This is a genomic window from Pedobacter sp. KBW06, assembly GCF_003852525.1.
In the GTDB taxonomy this organism is placed as follows: Bacteria; Bacteroidota; Bacteroidia; order Sphingobacteriales; family Sphingobacteriaceae; genus Pedobacter.
On record NZ_QAJL01000006.1, the window covers coordinates 306,513 to 325,865 of the forward strand.

13 protein-coding genes are annotated in these 19,353 nt (G+C 44.3%); 4 read left to right on the plus strand and 9 right to left on the minus strand.

All coding sequences use genetic code 11. The annotated features are described in order from the left end of the window. Nucleotides 1-18 precede the first annotated feature (18 nt). Complete coding sequence (locus tag DBR43_RS31095; protein WP_124587248.1) at nt 19-1,059, minus strand: LacI family DNA-binding transcriptional regulator; 1,041 nt, start codon at nt 1,057-1,059, stop codon at nt 19-21. A 119-nt stretch (nt 1,060-1,178) separates the two neighbouring features. Between DBR43_RS31095 and DBR43_RS31100 the strand changes: the two genes are divergently transcribed. The 3 genes from DBR43_RS31100 to DBR43_RS31110 all read left to right on the plus strand — a co-directional run bounded on the left by DBR43_RS31100 (nt 1,179) and on the right by DBR43_RS31110 (nt 5,815). Continuing rightward, nucleotides 1,179-2,657, plus strand: a complete 1,479-nt coding sequence (locus tag DBR43_RS31100; protein ID WP_124587249.1) for a xylulokinase — start codon at nt 1,179-1,181, stop codon at nt 2,655-2,657. 117 nt (nt 2,658-2,774) lie between these two features. Next, nucleotides 2,775-4,106, plus strand: a complete 1,332-nt coding sequence (gene xylA / locus DBR43_RS31105; RefSeq protein ID WP_124587250.1) for a xylose isomerase — start codon at nt 2,775-2,777, stop codon at nt 4,104-4,106. A 20-nt stretch (nt 4,107-4,126) separates the two neighbouring features. Then, complete coding sequence (locus DBR43_RS31110) at nt 4,127-5,815, plus strand: sodium/sugar symporter (RefSeq protein WP_124587251.1); 1,689 nt, start codon at nt 4,127-4,129, stop codon at nt 5,813-5,815. Between the two features lie 53 nt (nt 5,816-5,868). On the opposite strand, the gene DBR43_RS31115 is transcribed toward DBR43_RS31110, so the two are convergent. The 5 genes from DBR43_RS31115 to DBR43_RS31135 all read right to left on the minus strand — a co-directional run bounded on the left by DBR43_RS31115 (nt 5,869) and on the right by DBR43_RS31135 (nt 13,639). Continuing rightward, on the minus strand, nt 5,869-7,122 hold the full coding sequence (locus tag DBR43_RS31115) for a YdcF family protein (RefSeq protein ID WP_124587252.1): 1,254 nt from the start codon (nt 7,120-7,122) through the stop codon (nt 5,869-5,871). Between the two features lie 115 nt (nt 7,123-7,237). Next, on the minus strand, nt 7,238-8,608 hold the full coding sequence (locus DBR43_RS31120) for a RagB/SusD family nutrient uptake outer membrane protein (protein WP_124587253.1): 1,371 nt from the start codon (nt 8,606-8,608) through the stop codon (nt 7,238-7,240). A gap of 13 nt (nt 8,609-8,621) precedes the next feature. Further along, nucleotides 8,622-11,915, minus strand: a complete 3,294-nt coding sequence (locus DBR43_RS31125) for a SusC/RagA family TonB-linked outer membrane protein (protein WP_124587254.1) — start codon at nt 11,913-11,915, stop codon at nt 8,622-8,624. 89 nt (nt 11,916-12,004) lie between these two features. Then, nucleotides 12,005-13,030: a FecR family protein gene (locus DBR43_RS31130; protein WP_124587255.1), complete on the minus strand. Its 1,026-nt coding sequence runs from the start codon at nt 13,028-13,030 to the stop codon at nt 12,005-12,007. Nucleotides 13,031-13,090: 60 nt separating this feature from the next. Continuing rightward, the gene (locus DBR43_RS31135; protein ID WP_124587256.1) at nt 13,091-13,639 is read right to left on the minus strand and encodes an RNA polymerase sigma factor; all 549 of its coding nucleotides are present in this window, start codon (nt 13,637-13,639) and stop codon (nt 13,091-13,093) included. Between the two features lie 300 nt (nt 13,640-13,939). Between DBR43_RS31135 and DBR43_RS31140 the strand changes: the two genes are divergently transcribed. Continuing rightward, entirely contained in the window at nt 13,940-14,974 is a 1,035-nt protein-coding gene (locus DBR43_RS31140) for a GntR family transcriptional regulator (RefSeq protein ID WP_124587257.1), read from the plus strand. Between the two features lie 121 nt (nt 14,975-15,095). Here the strand turns inward: DBR43_RS31140 and DBR43_RS31145 are convergent, their stop codons facing one another. The 3 genes from DBR43_RS31145 to DBR43_RS31155 are packed head-to-tail and all read right to left on the minus strand — an operon-like array spanning nt 15,096 to nt 19,340. Further along, the gene (locus DBR43_RS31145; protein ID WP_124587258.1) at nt 15,096-16,202 is read right to left on the minus strand and encodes a DUF4998 domain-containing protein; all 1,107 of its coding nucleotides are present in this window, start codon (nt 16,200-16,202) and stop codon (nt 15,096-15,098) included. A 24-nt stretch (nt 16,203-16,226) separates the two neighbouring features. Continuing rightward, a complete protein-coding gene (locus tag DBR43_RS31150) occupies nt 16,227-17,402 on the minus strand; it encodes a DUF5000 domain-containing lipoprotein (RefSeq protein ID WP_124587259.1) in 1,176 nt (391 codons plus the stop codon). 15 nt (nt 17,403-17,417) lie between these two features. Further along, nucleotides 17,418-19,340, minus strand: coding sequence for a RagB/SusD family nutrient uptake outer membrane protein (locus tag DBR43_RS31155; protein WP_124587260.1), 1,923 nt, complete (start codon nt 19,338-19,340; stop codon nt 17,418-17,420). Nucleotides 19,341-19,353 lie beyond the last annotated feature (13 nt).

Below are 19,353 nucleotides of genomic sequence, written 5' to 3' on the forward strand. Positions count from 1 at the left end.
TCGGGAAATCAAAACATATTATGGAACATGTGATTTCCGAAGACTGGAGTTTCTGATGATGAGTTCCGGTCTTACATTAACAGTCTTTGTCTTACTTTCCGGATTGAAATTCTCCAGTTCCTGAAAATGCAGGTTGCCTATTTTTCTGCCCATTTCCACACTAAACTGGTCTATGGTCGTGATCGAAGGACTGGTAATTTCGGTGAAAGGTTCGTTGGAATAACCGCAAATCCCCAATGCTTCGGGAATGCGGATTCCTTTATTATTGGCCACTTCCAGGACACCTAAAGCGGCAAAATCAGAAGTGGAGGCAAAGATGGCATCCGGTGGATCTGGCATATCTAACAATTGGGCAGTGGCTGCTGCCCCCAGTTCTTTTGTCCAGGCATTGGCATACATCAATTCGGAAAGTACCGGAAAACCATGGTCCTGTAAAGCTGCGATATAGCCTTCTTTACGTTCTCTGAAAATTTGAAGCTCCTGAGGCCCTTCCAATAAAGCAATCCTACGGTATCCCTGTTCAATCAGATGCTGCACCGCTTCATAAGCCGCCTGCCTGTTGTCGTTCAACACCTTAAAGGTTTCTAACTCTTCTACCACCCGGTCGAACTGAATGAGCTGAATGTTCCGGTCTAACACTTGCTGAAGGTGATCAAAACTCCCTTTTTCTGCGGCAATAGAAATGACGATACAGCTGACATTCTGGTTCACCAGGGCATTTATCCCTTCCACTTCCCGGGCATGAAGTTCATTAGACTGGCAAATGACCAGGTTGTATCCCGCTTTAAAAGTCACCTCTTCCAATCCTGCAATCACATTGGAAAAGAAATACTGATTGATCCGGGGTACCACCACCCCAATGGTTGGATTGTTCCCTTTCCTGAGGTTAGATGCCATCGCATTTTGCTGATAGTTCATCTCTGCGGCTGTTTTCAACACCAGGGCTTTTGTTTCTGCATTGATCTTATTGCTATCGCTTAAAGCCCTTGACACCGAAGAGGCTGCTAAATTCAGCTGCTGTGCAATGTCGTATATCGTTGTTCTTTTCTGACGCTTCATAGGTCCCGTAAAAATACAAAAATATTTTAGGCAATCGATTGCAATTAGCAAACATTCTCCTAAATTCGTTTTCTGATAACCAAATATTCATCCAATAAAAGCCATAGCCACAACACGATATGTTATTACTAGGAATAGACGTTGGTACTTCTTCTGTTAAGGTGGCCATCGTAGACTCAGCCTCGCAAAAGGCCATCATTACGGCACAATATCCGGAGGAAGAGCGTGCCATTCAGGCCCTGCAACCGGGCTGGGCAGAACAAAGTCCGGAAATCTGGTGGGAAGATGCCCAACAGGCATTTTCGATTTGCAAAGCGAAAGGTCTTTTTAATCCACTGGACATTTCCGCCATCGGTATTGCCTACCAAATGCATGGTCTGGTATTGGTAGACCAGGAACAACAGCTCCTGCGGGACAGCATCATTTGGTGCGACAGCAGAGCTGTAGCGCTGGGAAATGCCGCATTTGACGAACTGGGTCATGACTATTGCCTCAGCCATCTGCTCAACTCTCCAGGTAATTTTACAGCTTCCAAACTGGCCTGGGTAAAGCAAAATGAACCGGAGGTTTATGCGAAGATTCATAAGGTCATGCTTCCCGGTGATTTCATCGCGATGAAGCTGACTTCAAGTATAAGCAGCAGCATCCCTTCCCTATCCGAGGGGGTATTCTGGGACTTTAAGACAGACAGCATATCTACCTCATTGATGGAGCATTATGGCTTTGATCCGGAACTAATTCCAGAGGTTAAACCAGTGTTTTCAGAACATGGAAAGGTCAGTTTAGCCGCCGCAGCACTTCTGGACCTGAAGCCCGGAATTCCGGTCTCTTACAAGTCAGGAGACCAACCCAATAATGCATTATCCCTCAATGTGCTGGAGCCCGGAGAAATAGCCGCTACTGCCGGCACATCGGGTGTGATTTATGGCTTGAGTGATCAGCTGAGCTGCGATCCGCAATCCAGGGTAAACACTTTTGCACATGTCAATTATACACCTGAGCAGAAAAGACTAGGCACCCTGCTTTGCATCAATGGCACCGGAAGCATGAACCGGTGGACTAAGAACCTGCTGGCATCCGGAAGCTCCTATGCAGATATGAACAGCGTTGCGAAAAAGGTGGCCATTGGTGCTGAAGGACTGCGGGTATTGCCTTTTGGAAACGGTGCAGAACGCATGCTGGACAACAAGCTGATTGGAGGCCATTTTCAAAACATAGATTTCAATCTTCACTGTCCTGCTCACATCTTCAGGGGTGTACAGGAGGGAATCGCCTTTGCCTTCCGCTACGGACTGGACATCATGCGCAGCAACGGGCTTCTTCCAAATGTGATCCGTTGTGGAAAAGCGAACCTCTTTCTCAGCGAACTCTTCCTCGAAGCCTTTGTGAACAGTACTGGTGTGCCGGTAGAATTGTATGAAAATGATGGCAGTGTAGGTGCTGCATTGGGTGCAGGAATTGGTGCCGGGATCTATGCTCATCCAGCCGAAGCTTTCAGCCTGATTAAACCCATTCAATTCACGGAACCAAGCCTAACCTCCAGCTACGAACCAATTTATCAGGACTGGCTCTCAGAGTTAAATACAAAAATAAGATAAGCAACACTAAATTCTGAATATCAATAGTTTAAAATTTTATTTAACTATAAAGAAACCCGATAAAACAGCAAAATACCAGATTAAACCTTATTAAATCAACCAAAATAAAGACCCAAAATGATTACAGTAACGACAGGAGAAAAGGAATTTTTCAAAGGAATAGGACCCATAAAATTTGAAGGATTGGCTTCAGATAACCCACTGGCATTTCGCTGGTATGATGAAAACAGAATGATTGCAGGAAAGACAATGAAGGAACACTTACGTTTTGCCTGCGCCTACTGGCATTCTTTTGTCGCTACCGGTGGAGATCCCTTTGGTGAGGCCAGTATTACTCATCCATGGAATGAAAAAACCGATGCGGTAGCCCGTGCAAAAGACAAAATGGACTCGGCTTTTGAGTTCATCAGCAAGATGAACCTCCCCTATTATTGCTTTCATGATGTGGATCTGGTAGATTATACCAATGACATCCATGAGAATGAGCGGCGCTTGCAGGCCATCGTAGCGTATGCCCGGCAAAAACAGGCGGCAAGTGGCGTTAAACTACTTTGGGGAACGGCAAATTTATTTTCTCACCGCCGGTACATGAATGGCGCGGCGACAAACCCGGATTTCCATGTCCTGGCACACGGCGCAGCACAGGTAAAATCTGCCCTGGATGCGACCATTGCATTGGATGGGGAGAATTATGTATTCTGGGGCGGTCGTGAGGGCTATATGAGCTTGCTGAATACCAATATGAAACGGGAACAGGAACACCTGGCAAAGTTCCTGCACCTGGCAAAGGACTATGCCCGTAAGCAAGGTTTTAAAGGTACTTTCTTCATAGAACCGAAACCATGTGAGCCTTCCAAACACCAATACGATTACGATGCGGCTACCGTGAGCAATTTCCTTCGTCAATATGGTCTGCTGGAAGACTTCAAACTAAACATCGAGGTGAACCATGCCACGCTTGCGGGCCATACCTTCCAGCACGAATTACAGATAGCGGCTGATGCAGGCCTGTTGGGCTCTATGGATGCCAACAGAGGCGATTACCAGAACGGATGGGATACCGACCAGTTTCCGAACAACATCAATGAACTGACGGAAGCCATGCTGATTGTACTGGAGGCCAACGGGCTTCAGGGCGGAGGAATCAACTTCGATGCTAAGATCAGAAGAAATTCAACAGATCCTGCTGATTTGTTCTACGCACATATTGGCGGAATGGACACTTTTGCCCGGGCCCTGATTACTGCAGATCAGATCCTGCAGCAATCCGACTATAAAAAAATCAGAACCAAACGCTACGCATCATTTGATGAGGGTGCCGGTCAGGATTTTGAAAATGGCCTGATGGACCTGGAAGCTCTGCGCAACTATGCCCTTGAAAAAGGAGAGCCGCAAAGCATCAGCGGCCAGCAGGAGCTTTTAGAAAACATCGTTAACAGATTCATTTAAAACCTGATAAAGCCAATCACATGAACTCATTGAGTACCTACGACTATATCGTTTTCCTGGTTTACTTCCTGATTGTTGCGGTCTATGGATGGGCCGTTTACCGTAAGAAACAAGCCCATAAAGAGAATTCCAAAGATTTCTTTCTCGCAAAAGACTCTTTGACCTGGTGGGCAATTGGAGCCTCTCTGATCGCCTCAAATATCTCGGCCGAGCAATTTATCGGAATGAGTGGTTCGGGCTTCACCATGGGCCTCGCAATCGCTACCTACGAATGGATGGCTGCCGCTACCCTGATCATTGTTGCGATCTTCTTCATTCCGGTATACCTGAAAAATAAAATCTATACCATGCCCCAGTTCCTGGGACAACGGTACAACAATACCGTGGCCATGATCATGGCTGTTTTCTGGCTGTTGCTATACGTGGTGGTCAACCTGACCTCCATCCTCTACCTTGGCGCCTTGGCGATCAACAGCATCTCCGGTATCAATACTACGGCCTGTATGTACGTGCTGGCGGTATTTGCGATCATCATTACCCTGGGCGGAATGAAAGTAATCGGATATACCGATGTCATCCAGGTTTTCTTTCTCATCTTAGGAGGACTGGCCACAACCTATCTTGCATTGGAGCTGGTGGCCACTCATTTTGGCAGCTCGGGGGTATTGAACGGATTGGCGATGGTTAAAGAGAAAGCTTCGGATCATTTCCACATGATCTTCCGCCAGGAAAACCCACATTACATGGACCTTCCGGGTTTAACCGTACTCATTGGCGGGATGTGGATCGTAAACCTGAATTACTGGGGCTGCAACCAATACATCACACAAAGGGCTTTAGGCGCGGATTTAAAGACCGCACGCTCGGGATTACTTTTTGCCGCAGGACTGAAATTGCTGATGCCCGTAATTGTGGTCCTTCCGGGAATTGCCGCCTATGTATTGTACAAGGAAGGCTATGGAGATTTTAAAACGGCTATGGTAAAAGACGGATCTTTAAATGCAGATTCTGCCTATCCTGTCTTGTTAAACCTGCTTCCTTCAGGATTGAAAGGGCTTTCTTTTGCCGCACTGACCGCAGCAATTGTGGCTTCACTGGCCGGTAAAGCAAACAGTATTGCCACCATTTTCACACTGGACATCTACAATAAGGTGATCAATAAAGGAGCGAATGAGCACCGGCAGGTGGTGATTGGCCGGATTACGGTGATCGTTGCGATGTTGCTGGCCATTATCATTGCGCCCCAACTGGGAATTGATAAAAAAGGAGGTTTTCAATTTATTCAGGAGTATACCGGATTTGTATCGCCGGGCATCTTTGCGATGTTTATCCTTGGATTTTTCTGGAAAAGAACCACTTCCAATGCAGCCCTTTTTGCGACCATCGGAGGATTCCTGCTTTCTGTAGGTTTTAAGGCCCTTCCCAATTTCTGCAATCTGGAATGGCTGAGCAATTTTGGCTTCGCAAAACTGGCAGAACAGAAAGATGGCAGCATGTTGTACGAAATCCCCTTCCTCGACAGAATGGGCTTTGTGTTCCTCATCTGTGTGGTCAGCATGGTCATCATCAGTTTATTTGAAAACAGAAATGGGGTAAATCCCAAAGGATTGGAAGTTGACCGCAGCATGTTTAAAACCAACGCAGGTTTTGCTGCAGGCGCTTTGATCATTACAGGCATACTGATTGCGCTTTACAGCATTTTCTGGTAAACCGGTAAAAGTTGTTGAAGGATGGACAAAACCTCCATCCTTCAACAGCTTGTTTATGGATCCATAGGCTCATCGAAATCAATTTGAAGGGACATCACATTTGGGAAAAATTCCAGTGCCGTGTCCGACAAACGTTTTCCGATCCGATAAGGTTCGTATCCCAATTCTTTGATGCAGCGTTGCGGCATCACCTCACTGATGTACCTGCTTTGAGAGTTGACCGTTACCGTTAGTGCGGCCTGATCCATAGGTATGCCATACCTGAACATGATCCGTGCTGCATTGCGCAGATTCGTCGTCGTATGTCTGGCATGAGGCTCCATAATGATTACACTTTCAGGAATTTGCAGGGTATTCATCAAGAATCTCTTCATCTCATATGCTTCACTGTATTTCGTTTTGTAGGGATGAACCCTCCCACCCGACACCATGATAAAAGGGGCCATTCCATTCTTATATTGCGCTGCTGCCAGCCGGCAACGCAACATTCCTCCGGCACTTAATTCGGTATCCTGTTCCTCCGGGCCTTCACCCGGCACCAGGATCAGGCTGTATTTGTATTTACTAAAATTTGTCTTTTTGATAGCGCTGAGGCTTGCTTTGTTTACCGTAGTCATCATTGGCTCATAATCTCCCGCATCTTTCCGTTCGTTAATTTCCAGGGCAATCAATGCAAATTGCATAGCTGGCTCAAAGAACAAACTGTTAACGGTATTCAAACTCAGGAGGGCATTCGTATTCACCAGCTCCGGGTAGCTTTTATCCTTCACATTAAATCCTATAGAATCTATTTTCGGATAATTGGCCTTCGCTCCCTCCACATAGACCGCTATGGTATGGTTAATCGCCTTCGCATCCTGAGCCCAGGCTTTGGCCAGCATTTCTTCAGGCTTGAAATGACCGTATAAGGCATAACAGCCGGAAGGAATAATGTCATTATTCACCAGGGCATTTAAAGCGGCATCTTGTTTAGAGATCTGGCCTAAACGAACACTTACCGCCGCAATTTCATCTTCAGTGAATTTAAAAGCAGCTGCAAAACAAGCAATGCCGGTAGCACAGGATTTAAGGGCATCTGCTATTTTAAGGGTTTTGTTTTTAAACAAAGTACTCAACTCAGGGTCATTTTTAATCGCCTGTTTCACCCTTTGATCCTGCTGCAGCAAGGTAAGCAGGTAAAAGTTTTTATACTGAACAGGGTTAAAGGTAGTTTTGAGCTGATATTGTGGGTTTGGCTGCTGCTGTGCTTGCGCGCAGATGCTTATCGTGCAAAGACAGCCACAGATTAAAAGGAAAATGGATCTCATGTTCATTGCTGTTTATAGGTGGTGTGCTTATGATGGCTTCGTTTCTGATCAGGTTAAACCGATCTAAAATAAAAGGCCGGTACTTTGATCGTACCGGCCTCTGTTGGCTAAGCGCCTAGTTATAGCCAGCGTTCTGCCAGCCGTTTTTATTATTGATGTTGTCAATCTCTACCTGAGGAACCGGATAAATGCTCCTGAAAGCAGGGATACCAGGAAAAATAGTTGCCATTTGGCTTGTTCTTACGATATCAAACCAACGGTCTGCTTCCAAAGCCAGCTCCAATCTTCTTTCCAGATATACTGCGGTACGGAATTCATTCTGCGAAGTCAGCGTCAATGCCGTTTTCACAGAAGCACCTGCATTTGAACGCACCGCGTTGAGTGCTTTAAATGATTCGGTGTTTCCGTAGGAAACTTCATTTAGTGCTTCGGCGTACATCAATAATACCTCTGCGCAACGGATTACCGGGAAATCACTACTCGTTTCATTGTTGGCCTGTGGTGCATTAAATTTCCCCGGGCGTCCACCTGTACCTGTTATGGCCACTAATGCTTTGCGGTTATCCGTCGCCTCAAATAAGGCCTGAGGGATGGCGATGATATTGGTGTTGTTGTTATTTCTGTAACGGTTATCCTGGTGAACAAACTCTTTTAGTCCGCCTGCAAGGTATTGAACCGCAAAAATAACATCCTTACTCGTTTTCAGGTTATTGGGAAAGGTACTTGTTTGCGGCACAGTTCCGATTACAGTACCCGCATAAATCGCTGCAACAACCGGCTGCAATGCAGTCACTGCAAGATCAAATCTTTTCTGATACAGGTAGACTTTGCCCAATAATGCCGATGCCGCATAATTCGTTGCCCTGCCGCGTTGGGCATCCGGCCATGAAGCAGGTAATTTTGTTGCCGCATCAGTCAGGTCGTCGATCACCTGCTGATATACCTGTGCAGCAGTAGCGCGGGTATTTTGTCTGGCTTCTTCCGTTTTTTGAACTTTAAGCACCAGAGGTACATTGCCCCAAAGGCGGGTTAAATTAAAATAGCTTAAAGCCCTGATAAATTTCGCCTGTCCGATGATCTGGTTTTTAGTCGTTTCATTCATACTGATTGCCGGGGCACGGTCTAAAATAATATTGGAACGGTATACCGCCCGGTAACTTCCCATCCAGACACCGGCAAGAATATTATTGGCGGAAGTTTCGGAGAACACTTCAATCTGGTTGCGGACACCAGCACCTGATCCCGGATCATTATCGATCAGGTTATCGCCCCTGAGTTCGCCTAAGGTCAGGAAATGGTTTCCATAAAGACTATCAGTCTGCAAAGCATCGTAACAGCTGATCAGACCACCCTGTAAGCCCTTCTCATCATTATAAAAGGTATTTTCCGTATAAGAATCAAGCGGTTTTAAATCCAGGAACTTTTTACATGATGTAGCCGTGATCATTAAACCACAAGTAAGGATTGCTATGATATATGTTTTCATCTGTTTATATTTTTTATAAAGTGATATTAATGCCTATTGATGTTGTTTTTGCAGTTGGATATACGCCATAATCTTCTCCGTTTGTTGTAGCATCTGCCCTGTTGGTCACCTCCGGATTATACCCTGTGTATTTGGTAAAAGTAAAAGGGTTCTGCATCGACACGTATAACCTGACTTTAGTTAAAGATGCGCGCTTCACGAAGTTCGCAGGAAGTGTATAACCCAAAGCAATGTTACGGATGCGTAGATAAGATCCGTTTTCTACATGCCAGGTAGAGGTTGTACCGTTACTTCCTTTAGATGCGCGGTTTGCCCTTACGTCCTGACCACTGCCTGGATTACTTTCTGAAACCCAACGGTCCAGAGAACTCACCATATTGTTCATGTTTCCTTCTTTATTTGCAAAATACCTGCGGGATAGGTTAAGAATTTTGTTGCCATAAACACCTTGCATCGATACATTCAGGTCAATCCCCTTGTATTCTGCAGAAGTGGCAAAACCGTAAGTAAACTTAGGCAGGTAATTTCCTACAATTTCACGGTCTTTGGTCAGATCAATGATGCCATCGCCATCCACGTCTTTAAATTTAAAATCACCCGGCTTGGAGGTATTCAGGTCATAATTCCCCTGGGTATCGGTATAATGAGGATAAGCATTCACTTCTGCCTGATTTTTAAATACCCCTAAAACTACCGGCAAATAATAAGAGCCGATGGGCTCACCAACCCTGGTAATAAAGTAAGCATTAGCTACGGACCCCGCTTTGATGATGTCTGCATTTCCCGGCCCCAACTCTACTACTTTGTTGATATTTTTAGAGAAGTTTCCACTTGCTGTCCATTTAACACTACCAAACTGCTGTTGTGTACCTAAATTAATGTCGATCCCTTTATTGTTCACTTTACCAATATTTTTCAATTCCGTAGCAAAGCCCGTAGAGATAGGAACCGGAACATCCAATAAAAGGTTATTGGTGTTACTGTTGTAAACATCAACGGATAAAGTCAGCTGATTCTTAAAAAAAGCAGCATCAAAACCCAGGTTCAGCTGTGCTGTTTTTTCCCATTGCAGGTTGTCGTTGGGCTGGGCTATCGGAGCTGCGCCATTGACCACTGCGGGAAGTGTACCACCAAATACATAACCATAATTATACATTGTACCCTGGGCAGCATAATTCGGAATATTAAAGTTTCCCGTTAAACCGTAACTCGCTCTTAATTTCAGGTCAGATATGGTTTCTGATTTTTTAAGAAAATCCTCTTCCGATAATCTCCAGCCTACAGAAGCTGAGGGGAAATAGCCCCATTTGTTGTTTTTCCCAAATTTTGAAGAACCATCCGCCCTCATTGAACCTGTAAACAGATACTTTCCTTTATAGCTGTATTGCAATCTGGCGATTCCTGAAGCCAATGCCCATTGTGTTCTCGTACCCGTTCCATTGGTCACGATCCCTGCCTTTATAAATTCTACCTGATCACTGATAAAACCTTTGGAAGCAAAAGCATAATTGCCACTTAAGTCATCTTTTTGAGTAGACCAGCCGATTAAGGCATTAAAGTTATGATCTCCTATAGTTTTGGCATAGTTTAAGGTTTGCTCCAGCAACCAGTTCGTTTCTTTTATCGTACGTGAAGAACCTGTTGCATCTGACAATGGATTACCTGCGGTATTGGACTGTGGAAGTGTAGATGGTCTGAACATGTCTTCAGAACTACTGGATAAGTCAATACCCAGCTGCACCTTATATTTTAAATCCTTGATTATTTCTGCTTCCAGAAATGCGCTACCCGTCATCCTGGTCGCAGCTACGTCGTCTTTCTGAAGCATCGCCAATGCAACCGGGTTCCAGGCCTGTGTTTCACCGTTGCCCGTTGCAGTAGTATTGTTTGGTAAAGTGGTGATGGTGCCCGGGCTCCAGGAGTTTTGAGCAAAATTATAGGTTCCATCTGCGTTATAAACCGGGAAAATTGGTGAATAATGCAGGGCAGATGCCACAATACCTCCACCATTTGCGTTGTAAGCACCATTGGCGTTTACTTTCTTTTCATTGATGACTGAAGGGCTGAAATTAACCCCATATCTGACTACTCCTTTTTTTCCTTCCAGGTTTAACCTTCCGCTATACCGTTTGAACCCACTATTTAAAACGATCCCGTCCTGATTAAAATACTCTAATGAACCGTAGTATTTTAAAAGCTCACTTCCGCCTGCTGCAGAGATCGAATGGTTTTGTATCGGTGCGGTCCTGAAGATCTGATCCTGCCAATCGGTATTCGTCAGTCCCTGCTGACCTTGCAGATAAGGCAAAACCTCCAGAGGCATCACCGTATTCGTATTGTTACCGGTATTGAATAAACGTACGCCATTGTTATCGTTCACACTAAAGTTGACCACAGGTGAGCCTAAAGCTACATTCTTTCTGTTGATTGCTTCCATTGCATCGGTATAGGAATTATTTCTGGAATCCAACACCATTTGTGCGTACTGGTAAGCATCCATCATCTCTATTTTGTGCGCCAGCGTCTGCCAGCCGGTATAGCTGTTTACGCTGATCGTGGAGACGCCGTTCTTACCTTGCTTTGTAGTGATCAGCACTACCCCGTTGGACCCTCTGGAACCGTAGATTGCAGCAGATGAGGCGTCTTTTAACACCTCAATAGAGGCGATATCATTGGTATTTAAGGTATTGATGTTGTCATTCGAGATGGGCACACCATCAATTACATACAGGGGATTTGAACCTGCGGTGATCGTACCAACCCCACGAACTTTAATTGCCAGCGGGCTGCCGGGACTTCCGGAGCCCTGGGAAACCTGGACACCCGCCATCTTGCCGACCATCGCCTCTGCCGCATTGCTAATGGGCTGGTTTTCGAGATCAGCCGCTTTAATGCTCGCAATAGAAGTTGTCACATCCTTCTTCTTCTGACTTCCATAGCCCACAATCACCACATCCGTTAAGGAGGTAGAAGTGGGATTCAACTGAATCAGCAAGGTGGCCTGTTCGCCTGCCTTGAGTACATAATTGTCTATTGTTTTGGTCACATAACCAATAAATGAGGCGCTGATGCTGTAAGGTACATTTGCAGAAAGGCCTTTGATCTGAAACTTGCCTTCAGAATTCACCATGATGCCCTTTTTTTCATTGGTTTTTGTATTGAGTAAAAGTATGGAGGCGCCCAGCAAAGGGAGCCCGGTCTCATCTTTTACAATCCCTGTGATCTCCGATGTCTGGGCCCAGGACTTTGCCGACACTGATATCATCAGCAGGCAAAAGAACAAATGTGTAGTAAATTTTCTAAGCATAGTCTGTTTTTTTTGGTTGTTTTTTTGGCAAAAGAATCCCCTTCCCACCTTTTGCTATGGGTTCAATTTATTTTAATATGGTTTTGGATTTACTTTCTAATCAGGTAACCTTCAGCTGTTTTAGTTTGGTTAAGTTTGTTTAATTCGGCAATTTCTTCTAAAATAGAAGCTATGGATTGGGTTAGTTTTAAGCTCCCTGTAAACGACATTTCGGCTATGTCAGCACGGTCGTAAGCAATCTTCACATGGTAGTATTTTTCCAGTTTATGAAAAACATCAACCAAAGGCTCCTGTGTAAAGTTTAGCTCTTTGACGGCATTTTCCTTTCTTGCGAATAAAGATCTGGAATCCGAAACACGTACCCGGTTGATCTGACTGTTGTATACCAACTCTTTCCCCGGAAGCAACACCTCGTTAAATGGTGAAATGTGGTGCGTGGAATCTACGTTTTTCACGAGCACCTTACCGGTATGCAGCTGCACTTTAATAAACTTGCTTTTGCCTAGGGCAGTAATGGTAAAGGAGGTTCCTAAAGCCGTGGTGGAAATTCCTTTGGCATAGACTACAAAAGGATGTTTACTGTCTTTAGCCACCTGGAAAAAGCTCTTTCCGTTTAAATATACTTCCCGCTTATTTTTCACGAAAGGAACGGCATACCTCAATTCAGCTCCCGGAAAGATGTTGACTGTTGAACTATCCGGCAGGGTAAATGACTGATTGTTTTCTGTATAATTTGTAATTGATTTCCAGCTGATGGCATTTAGGTCTTTAGCATTTGAAATCTTGTTTTTGGCAAGATTGAGATCTGCCGGGGTATTCTTCCAGTTAAAGAGCGCAATTAAAAGTACGGCAAGGACAACTGCCGCTGCCGAGCTGATTTTAATCCATTTTAAACGATACACCTTAGCCAGGGTTTGTTTTTTTATCACTTTAAACATTTCCCCGCTCTTTACTTCAGCGATTCCGGCATCCGTGGTTTCATCCCAGTCGGCTTTGCTTAACAAATGGTCTGGCAGGTCGTCAAGATCCCTTAAATAGCCCGACACCTGAAGCCTTTCTTCGGGGCTGCAGGTTCCTTTAAAATATTTATCTAACAACTCATCAGACACATTCATACTACTAATACGATTGAATCAGGGATAAACCCGTAACGGGTAAAAAATATTTTTTTTTAATTAACGCAGGTATTCCGCAAGAATGAGGAACATGGGCAGATAAGCATATCCATCCAGCTGTTTTACAGCAAGTGAAATGTGTTTTTCTACCGTTCTCGGCGAAATAGAAAGCTGCTCGGAAATCTCTTTATAAGAGTAACCCTGTAATCGGCTTAAAATAAAAACTTTTTTGCGTGTCGGAGGAAGGACACTTAAGGCGACTTCTAATTGCTGACTGGTTTCAAATTTCTGATTCTGGTCAACAGCTTCTTCGGAAAGGTTGTGGTAATAAAGCTTGAGGTTCCGCTCCTCATTACTCAGCTTTTTGAAATAATCGAGTAAGGTTGTTTTTGCAATCCTGAACAATTGTAAGTCGAGCTCATGTTCTTCAGAAAGGGTATGCTTAAAATTCCATAATTTGATAAAAGCAAGCTGAGTCAGCTCCTGAGCAATATCTTCGGATGCTGTCTTCTTTAAAAAGTAGGCATACACCTTTTTATGACATAGTGTAAAAACTATTTCAAAAGATACATGATCCCCTTCTTTTATATTATGGATATAGTTCAACATTGCTGCACAAAACTATTTGCTGCATATTAGCCAAAACTAAATATAGTGTTAATTCTGATTTAAATATGCGTTGTTTTCTGAATCGCGATTAAAATTTCGCGGAGCGGCAATAAAAAGGAGCAGCTGATTATCAATAGCCAGCACTGCCCATGACAGTTGATACAATTTAGATTGATATCATTGTATACACACCCGAAACCAATATATAACCTTAATAATATCTATTTAAATGGCACGACCGGTATTCCCCTGTTATGCCGTCGGATTTAATAAATAGTTATGAAATTATAATTTTATAAAATGGGTAGGACGAAACTATTTGACCATATAAAAATTGACGAACATTCGTCGACACCTAAATATTTACAGCTTTCAGATGCCATCATAAATGCCATCGAATCGGGGATTTTAAAATTAGACAATGTCCTCCCCTCCATTAATGAAATCAGCTGCAGGCTCGACATGGCCAGGGACACTGTAGACAAGGGATACCGGTATCTGAAAAGTACAGGCGTGATCATTTCTGTCCCGGGGAAAGGTTTTTATGTGGCTGAGATCAAACCAAAGCGCAGATTTAAAGTACTTTTGTTATTCAACAAACTGAGTACACATAAAAAAATCATTTATGATGCTTTTATAGAAGCGCTGGACACTGATGTTTATGTAGACTTCTATGTCTATAACAATAGCTTCATGCTGTTTAAAAGACTGCTTACAGAAAAGCAGTTGACACAGTACTCACATTTTGTGATTATCCCACACTTTATCAATGGCCATGGGTTTAACATGGAGATCATCAACGCACTGCCTAAAGAAAAGCTCATTTTAATGGATAAGCTTGTTCCTCAGGTCAGCGGAAATTACGGTGCTGTCTATGAAGACTTTGAACAGGATATTTATAATGCGCTGCAAAAAGCACTTCATGACCTTTCCAGGTATAAAACATTAAAAATCGTCTTCCCTCAAAAAAGCTATTTCCCTAATGAAATTCTGGGAGGGTTCCTGAATTTCGCACAGGAATATGCCTTTTCACATGGAATCGTTACCGATATCATGAAGGAGCCGGTCAACCCGGGCGATGTATTTATTGTGCTGATGGAGGACGATCTGGTGCTTTTGCTGGAACGGATCGTGAATATGAAACTGAAGATAGGCAAAGATGTCGGGGTCATCTCCTACAACGAAACCCCAATTAAGAAAATTTTGCTAAATGGTATTACTACCATTTCAACTGACTTTACCTTTATGGGAAGTACTGCTGCAAAAATGCTGATGGAAGGACCAATGGAAAAAATAGCCATCCCCTTTAAGTACACCAAAAGAAACTCTTTATAAGGTTTATTGCCCTCCTTTCTTAGCAGGTTCCGATTCCTACAGTACAAAACCTGAAAGCCTCAACTTCTAAGGGAATGTTGAGGCTTTCAGGTTAAAGCTATTGCATTGAAATGAGCTGCTCTTAATTATAGGGAATGTAAAGTGTGATCTCCCCCAGAACGGTGTAAGACTGAGGGCCCGATACTCCGACAACTTTAAAATACCTTGCTGCTGAAGGGTCGGTCATCGTAAATAGCTGCTGATCATTAATTTTCCGGTTAAAGTCAAATACCCCCTGATTGATCCAGTTCACATTATCCGTACTGGTAAAGAACTGCAGCTTATCCGGAGCTCTGTCGTCATCTTTCATCCTCCAGATGCCTAGCTTTTTAATGGAACGCAATGCCCCAATATCTATTGTACAGTGGTGAGGATACCTCGAGCTGCCGGCATTGGTATGCCAGCGGGTGCCTGCATTATCGTCAATAAAATTAGTCACTTTGTTTTCATCTCCGGGATGCTGAGAGGAAAAATCAATAATCTTCCATTCCGATTTATCCAACAGGAGTTCTTTGGTACTGACGTATGGGGTATAAAAGAAATCTATTCCTGTGGTATCCGGCAGGAAGAGGGTTCTATACCTGAATTGTGTGCCCACCTTATAATCATCGACGTTAAACTCGCTGATGTTTACCCGAACCCTTTTGGTCGTTAACTGCCCGCTGTTATTGGTGTATTCGATCTCTGTTGCGTATGCGCCAGTCGCGATATCGGCTGCTTCCCAGGTCGTAAACAACTTATTGCTCGTCTTTAAAAGCGCAGCTTTCAGTGGCCGCAGCAATAACCTGTCCTGATAGGCATCTCCATATATTGCCCCTGGAACTTCTACGGGTACGGAAGAGTTTCCGGCCAGGTCGTAAGTCTTGATGATGAAAGTATAAAAGTTCTCCGGTAGATTATTGAACATATAACTGATCGTATCTTTCTCATTGGAGATGGGAATTTCTACGGAATCAGCATAATTGTTCCAGTAAATCTTTGCTTTAACTGTTTTGGGATCTGCATTTCTAAGCCAGTAAAGCCTGCCTCTTTTGTTTCCGGCCTGAAACCTGGCCCCGTTTGCCCTTCCGGGATAATATTTACCACCGGGAACAACAAATTGTTTGTAAGTGCTGTCCATCTTTTTACATCCGGAAGAAAAGGCACATCCGGCGAGCAGGAGGAATACATAGTAAAATCTGGTTTTCATTTGAATATTTTAAGTTAGGCCCATTTATAATTTTCCCCAGAAACTCAGTTCTGCGATGGTAATCTGTGCTCCGCCGCCATAGGTCTCCAGTGTCTTGAAACGCAGGTATCTATAAGCAAGCGGGATCTCCTCTAGGTCAAAATCTTCCCCCTGTGTATGACCATAATTGTTGTCTTCCGCAGTTGCTCTGCCCAATGGTAATCCCGAAGGTTTGAAGGATTTAAATGTTCCCAGGAGTTTCCAGTTGGTAAATGCCCCATCCAATCCCGGATCATTTGTGCCCCATAATTCAAACCTTTTCACATTGGCACCGGTATAGGTATAATCCGGGTGCCGCTGATGCATTTTCATCCTGCTGATGACCACGGCTCGTCCAAGATCGAAGGTAAACCATTGCGGCGTGCTGGTATTGTGACGTGAAGCAAATACACCATTGTCTACTTTATCATCCCACATCCGGTCCATCGGATATTGTGATTCTACAGGTTCGTACTCATCTGTCGGAAGTTTCAGTGCTTTAAACGGCTTGGGAACTTTCTGTTCAAATAAAGGGGCTATGGTTTTGACCAGGCTTTCGGATTTATTATTCCACCTGTCTCTCAGGTAAACCGAAAACTTCTTCGGTGCAGACGTTAAGCCCCTCACCGCAAAAGTACCTGCAACAGTCTTGGTATAAAAAGTCTGAACCGGCAATAAAACGTCATTCCCAACTGTGTCTGCCATCACTACTATCGCCATGTTGGCAGCGAATTCATTCTTAAATTTGATTTTTATCCCCCCAAAGCCCGGCTCCATAACCAGCTCTTTAAATGAGCTTTCTATTGGCGGCGTGAGCGGCGTGACTTTCACTTCTACCGGTGCGGAGGCTTTTTCATTTTTGCCTATACTGTAAACCTTAACCGTATACTCCCTGGTATCGCCAAAGCCCTCCAGCTTAAGGCTATCCGTATAAAACGATGATTTACCCTCCCTAAACACTCCTGGCTGGATTTCGTAAACCGCCTTTACATAAGAAAGGTTTGGGTCTGCCGGCAATTTATAAGTCAGTATTGCCCCTCCGGGTTTGCTTTCAGATTTGATGCTATACACCTGCGCCGGTGCTGCTGCATTGGGATCAAGATGATCCAGCCTGTCTTCGGTTTTACATTGCAGCAGAAGCAAAGACAGGCATCCTGCGATTAAATACATTAGTTTTTTCATTTTTCTGATTTTACGTTACCAACCAATATTCTGTACCAGATTTTTATTAATTAACAGGTCCCGGTCCCGGATTGGCCAGAAATAATCCTTCACACTAAAGTTCTGCACAAACATCACCCTTCTGCGGTAATAATAGTCCGGATTAGACTGTTCTATATCCCAGCCCTGTATCGGCTTCCTATATTCGGCAACTGCCTCTTTCCACCTCCTGATGTCCCAGAAACGGGCTCCTTCAAAAGCCATTTCAATGAGCTGCTCCTGGTGAATGATCTGGCGCATCCCCGTTTGGGAAGTATATTTTGAGGGGTTGGTGGAGTAGTTATCCCATGAAAACTCCACCGTCGGAAGTTTGGCACGTTCCCTTACCGCATTGATGTATTTGAACATCTGGGTTCTATCTCCATTGGCTTCATTTAATGCCTCGGCATAAAGCAGGAACAACTGGGCCAGCCGGATGATTGGCCAGGGATATTCAGTTACCTTGTAATCGTTTACGCTACTTCCCTGTACGTTTTCCCAGTGCACATATTTCTTCACATAATAGCCTGTTGGCGATCCGTAATCGGCCTCCACTTTTCCATTCGGCTGTCCTTTTCTTGAAGAGACAAAAAAGAGAGAATTTGGATCAGCATCATTCTCCGATCCCTGTCCATACCAGACCCCACCGTCAAAACCAAGGTTAGCATAAAAACGGGGTTCTCTGTCAAAATTCAAGGCAGAAGTCACATAGTCTTTCCTGATGTACCGTTCCTCTTTTGCAGTTGCAGTACGCAGCAATAAATTGCCGGTATTCCAGGTCTTGTCTTCGTTTATAGGAACCCCTTTGTCTGAGTAGAACATTTCTGCGATTTTAATGGGTGGCGCCAGTTCGGAGATGATCCTTGGATTGTCCAGATAGCGGTGATCTACTTTTACCGCGGCCACTTTCTGGATCAGGTTGGAGATGCTTTGGGTATTGGCCCAAATGATTTCCTCATTCCATCGCTCTGCAAAGGCGTTTCTGATGCTCAGTCCCGTTCTGGTAGAATCCGAAAGCTTAAACCTTGGAACCGGCGGATTAAATTTATACAGTTTATTCCCTGCCAATTCGCAGATGTCGATTGCTTCTTTACAGGCAGCTGCCGCCAGCGTCCATTTCTCCAAAGACACTGCAGGATTAAACAGGGCTGTGCCGTCCAGGTTTTTCAGGGAAGTCAGGTCTGTGTTCCCATTAAAAAGCGGACTTGCAGCGGTGACCAATACTTTTGCTTTTAATGCATAGGCCACAGGCTGAGTAATCCGTCCCAGCATTTTATTCCGGTTTCCAACGGCCTTTGGCAGGTCTGCTTTTGCCTCATCCAGGAGGCTGACAATATATTTAAAGCAAGTATCTACCGGAGCTCTCGGCACTTTGGTATTTTCAATGACTTCGTCGATTTTAAAGTTTTCTTTTAATAGTGGAATCGGGCCGTACATTCTGACCAGGTAAAAATGATAGTAAGCTTTCAGCGTTTTTACTTCCGCAATCCATTCCAGTTTCTCCAGTTCGGTGAGGTCGGGTACTTTTCCAACATTTTCCAGAAACACATTACAATCTCTGATGGCGCGGTACATATCGCCCCAATAAAAACCTACGATCGGATCTACCGTTGCCTGTCCTCCCCTTGCCAATCCATCAAAAATATAATGGTTAAATTCAGGCCGGCCGGATTGGTAAAGTGCCCAAATTTCATCCCCTCCAAGGATGGCCGGGTCGGCACCCAGGTTTCCATCCCTGGGCATGTAAGAATAGCAGGTGTATAAATACTTTTCTGCTTCGGTGCGCATCGCGAAGGCGTGGTCTATGGTAGGGATATTATCAGGGATCACATCCAGGTACTTTTTACAAGAACTGATCATAAAAAGTACCGCAAGAACCGTGATGATGAGGATCCGGCTTTCTTTTTTAATATTTCGCATGACTAAAAATTTA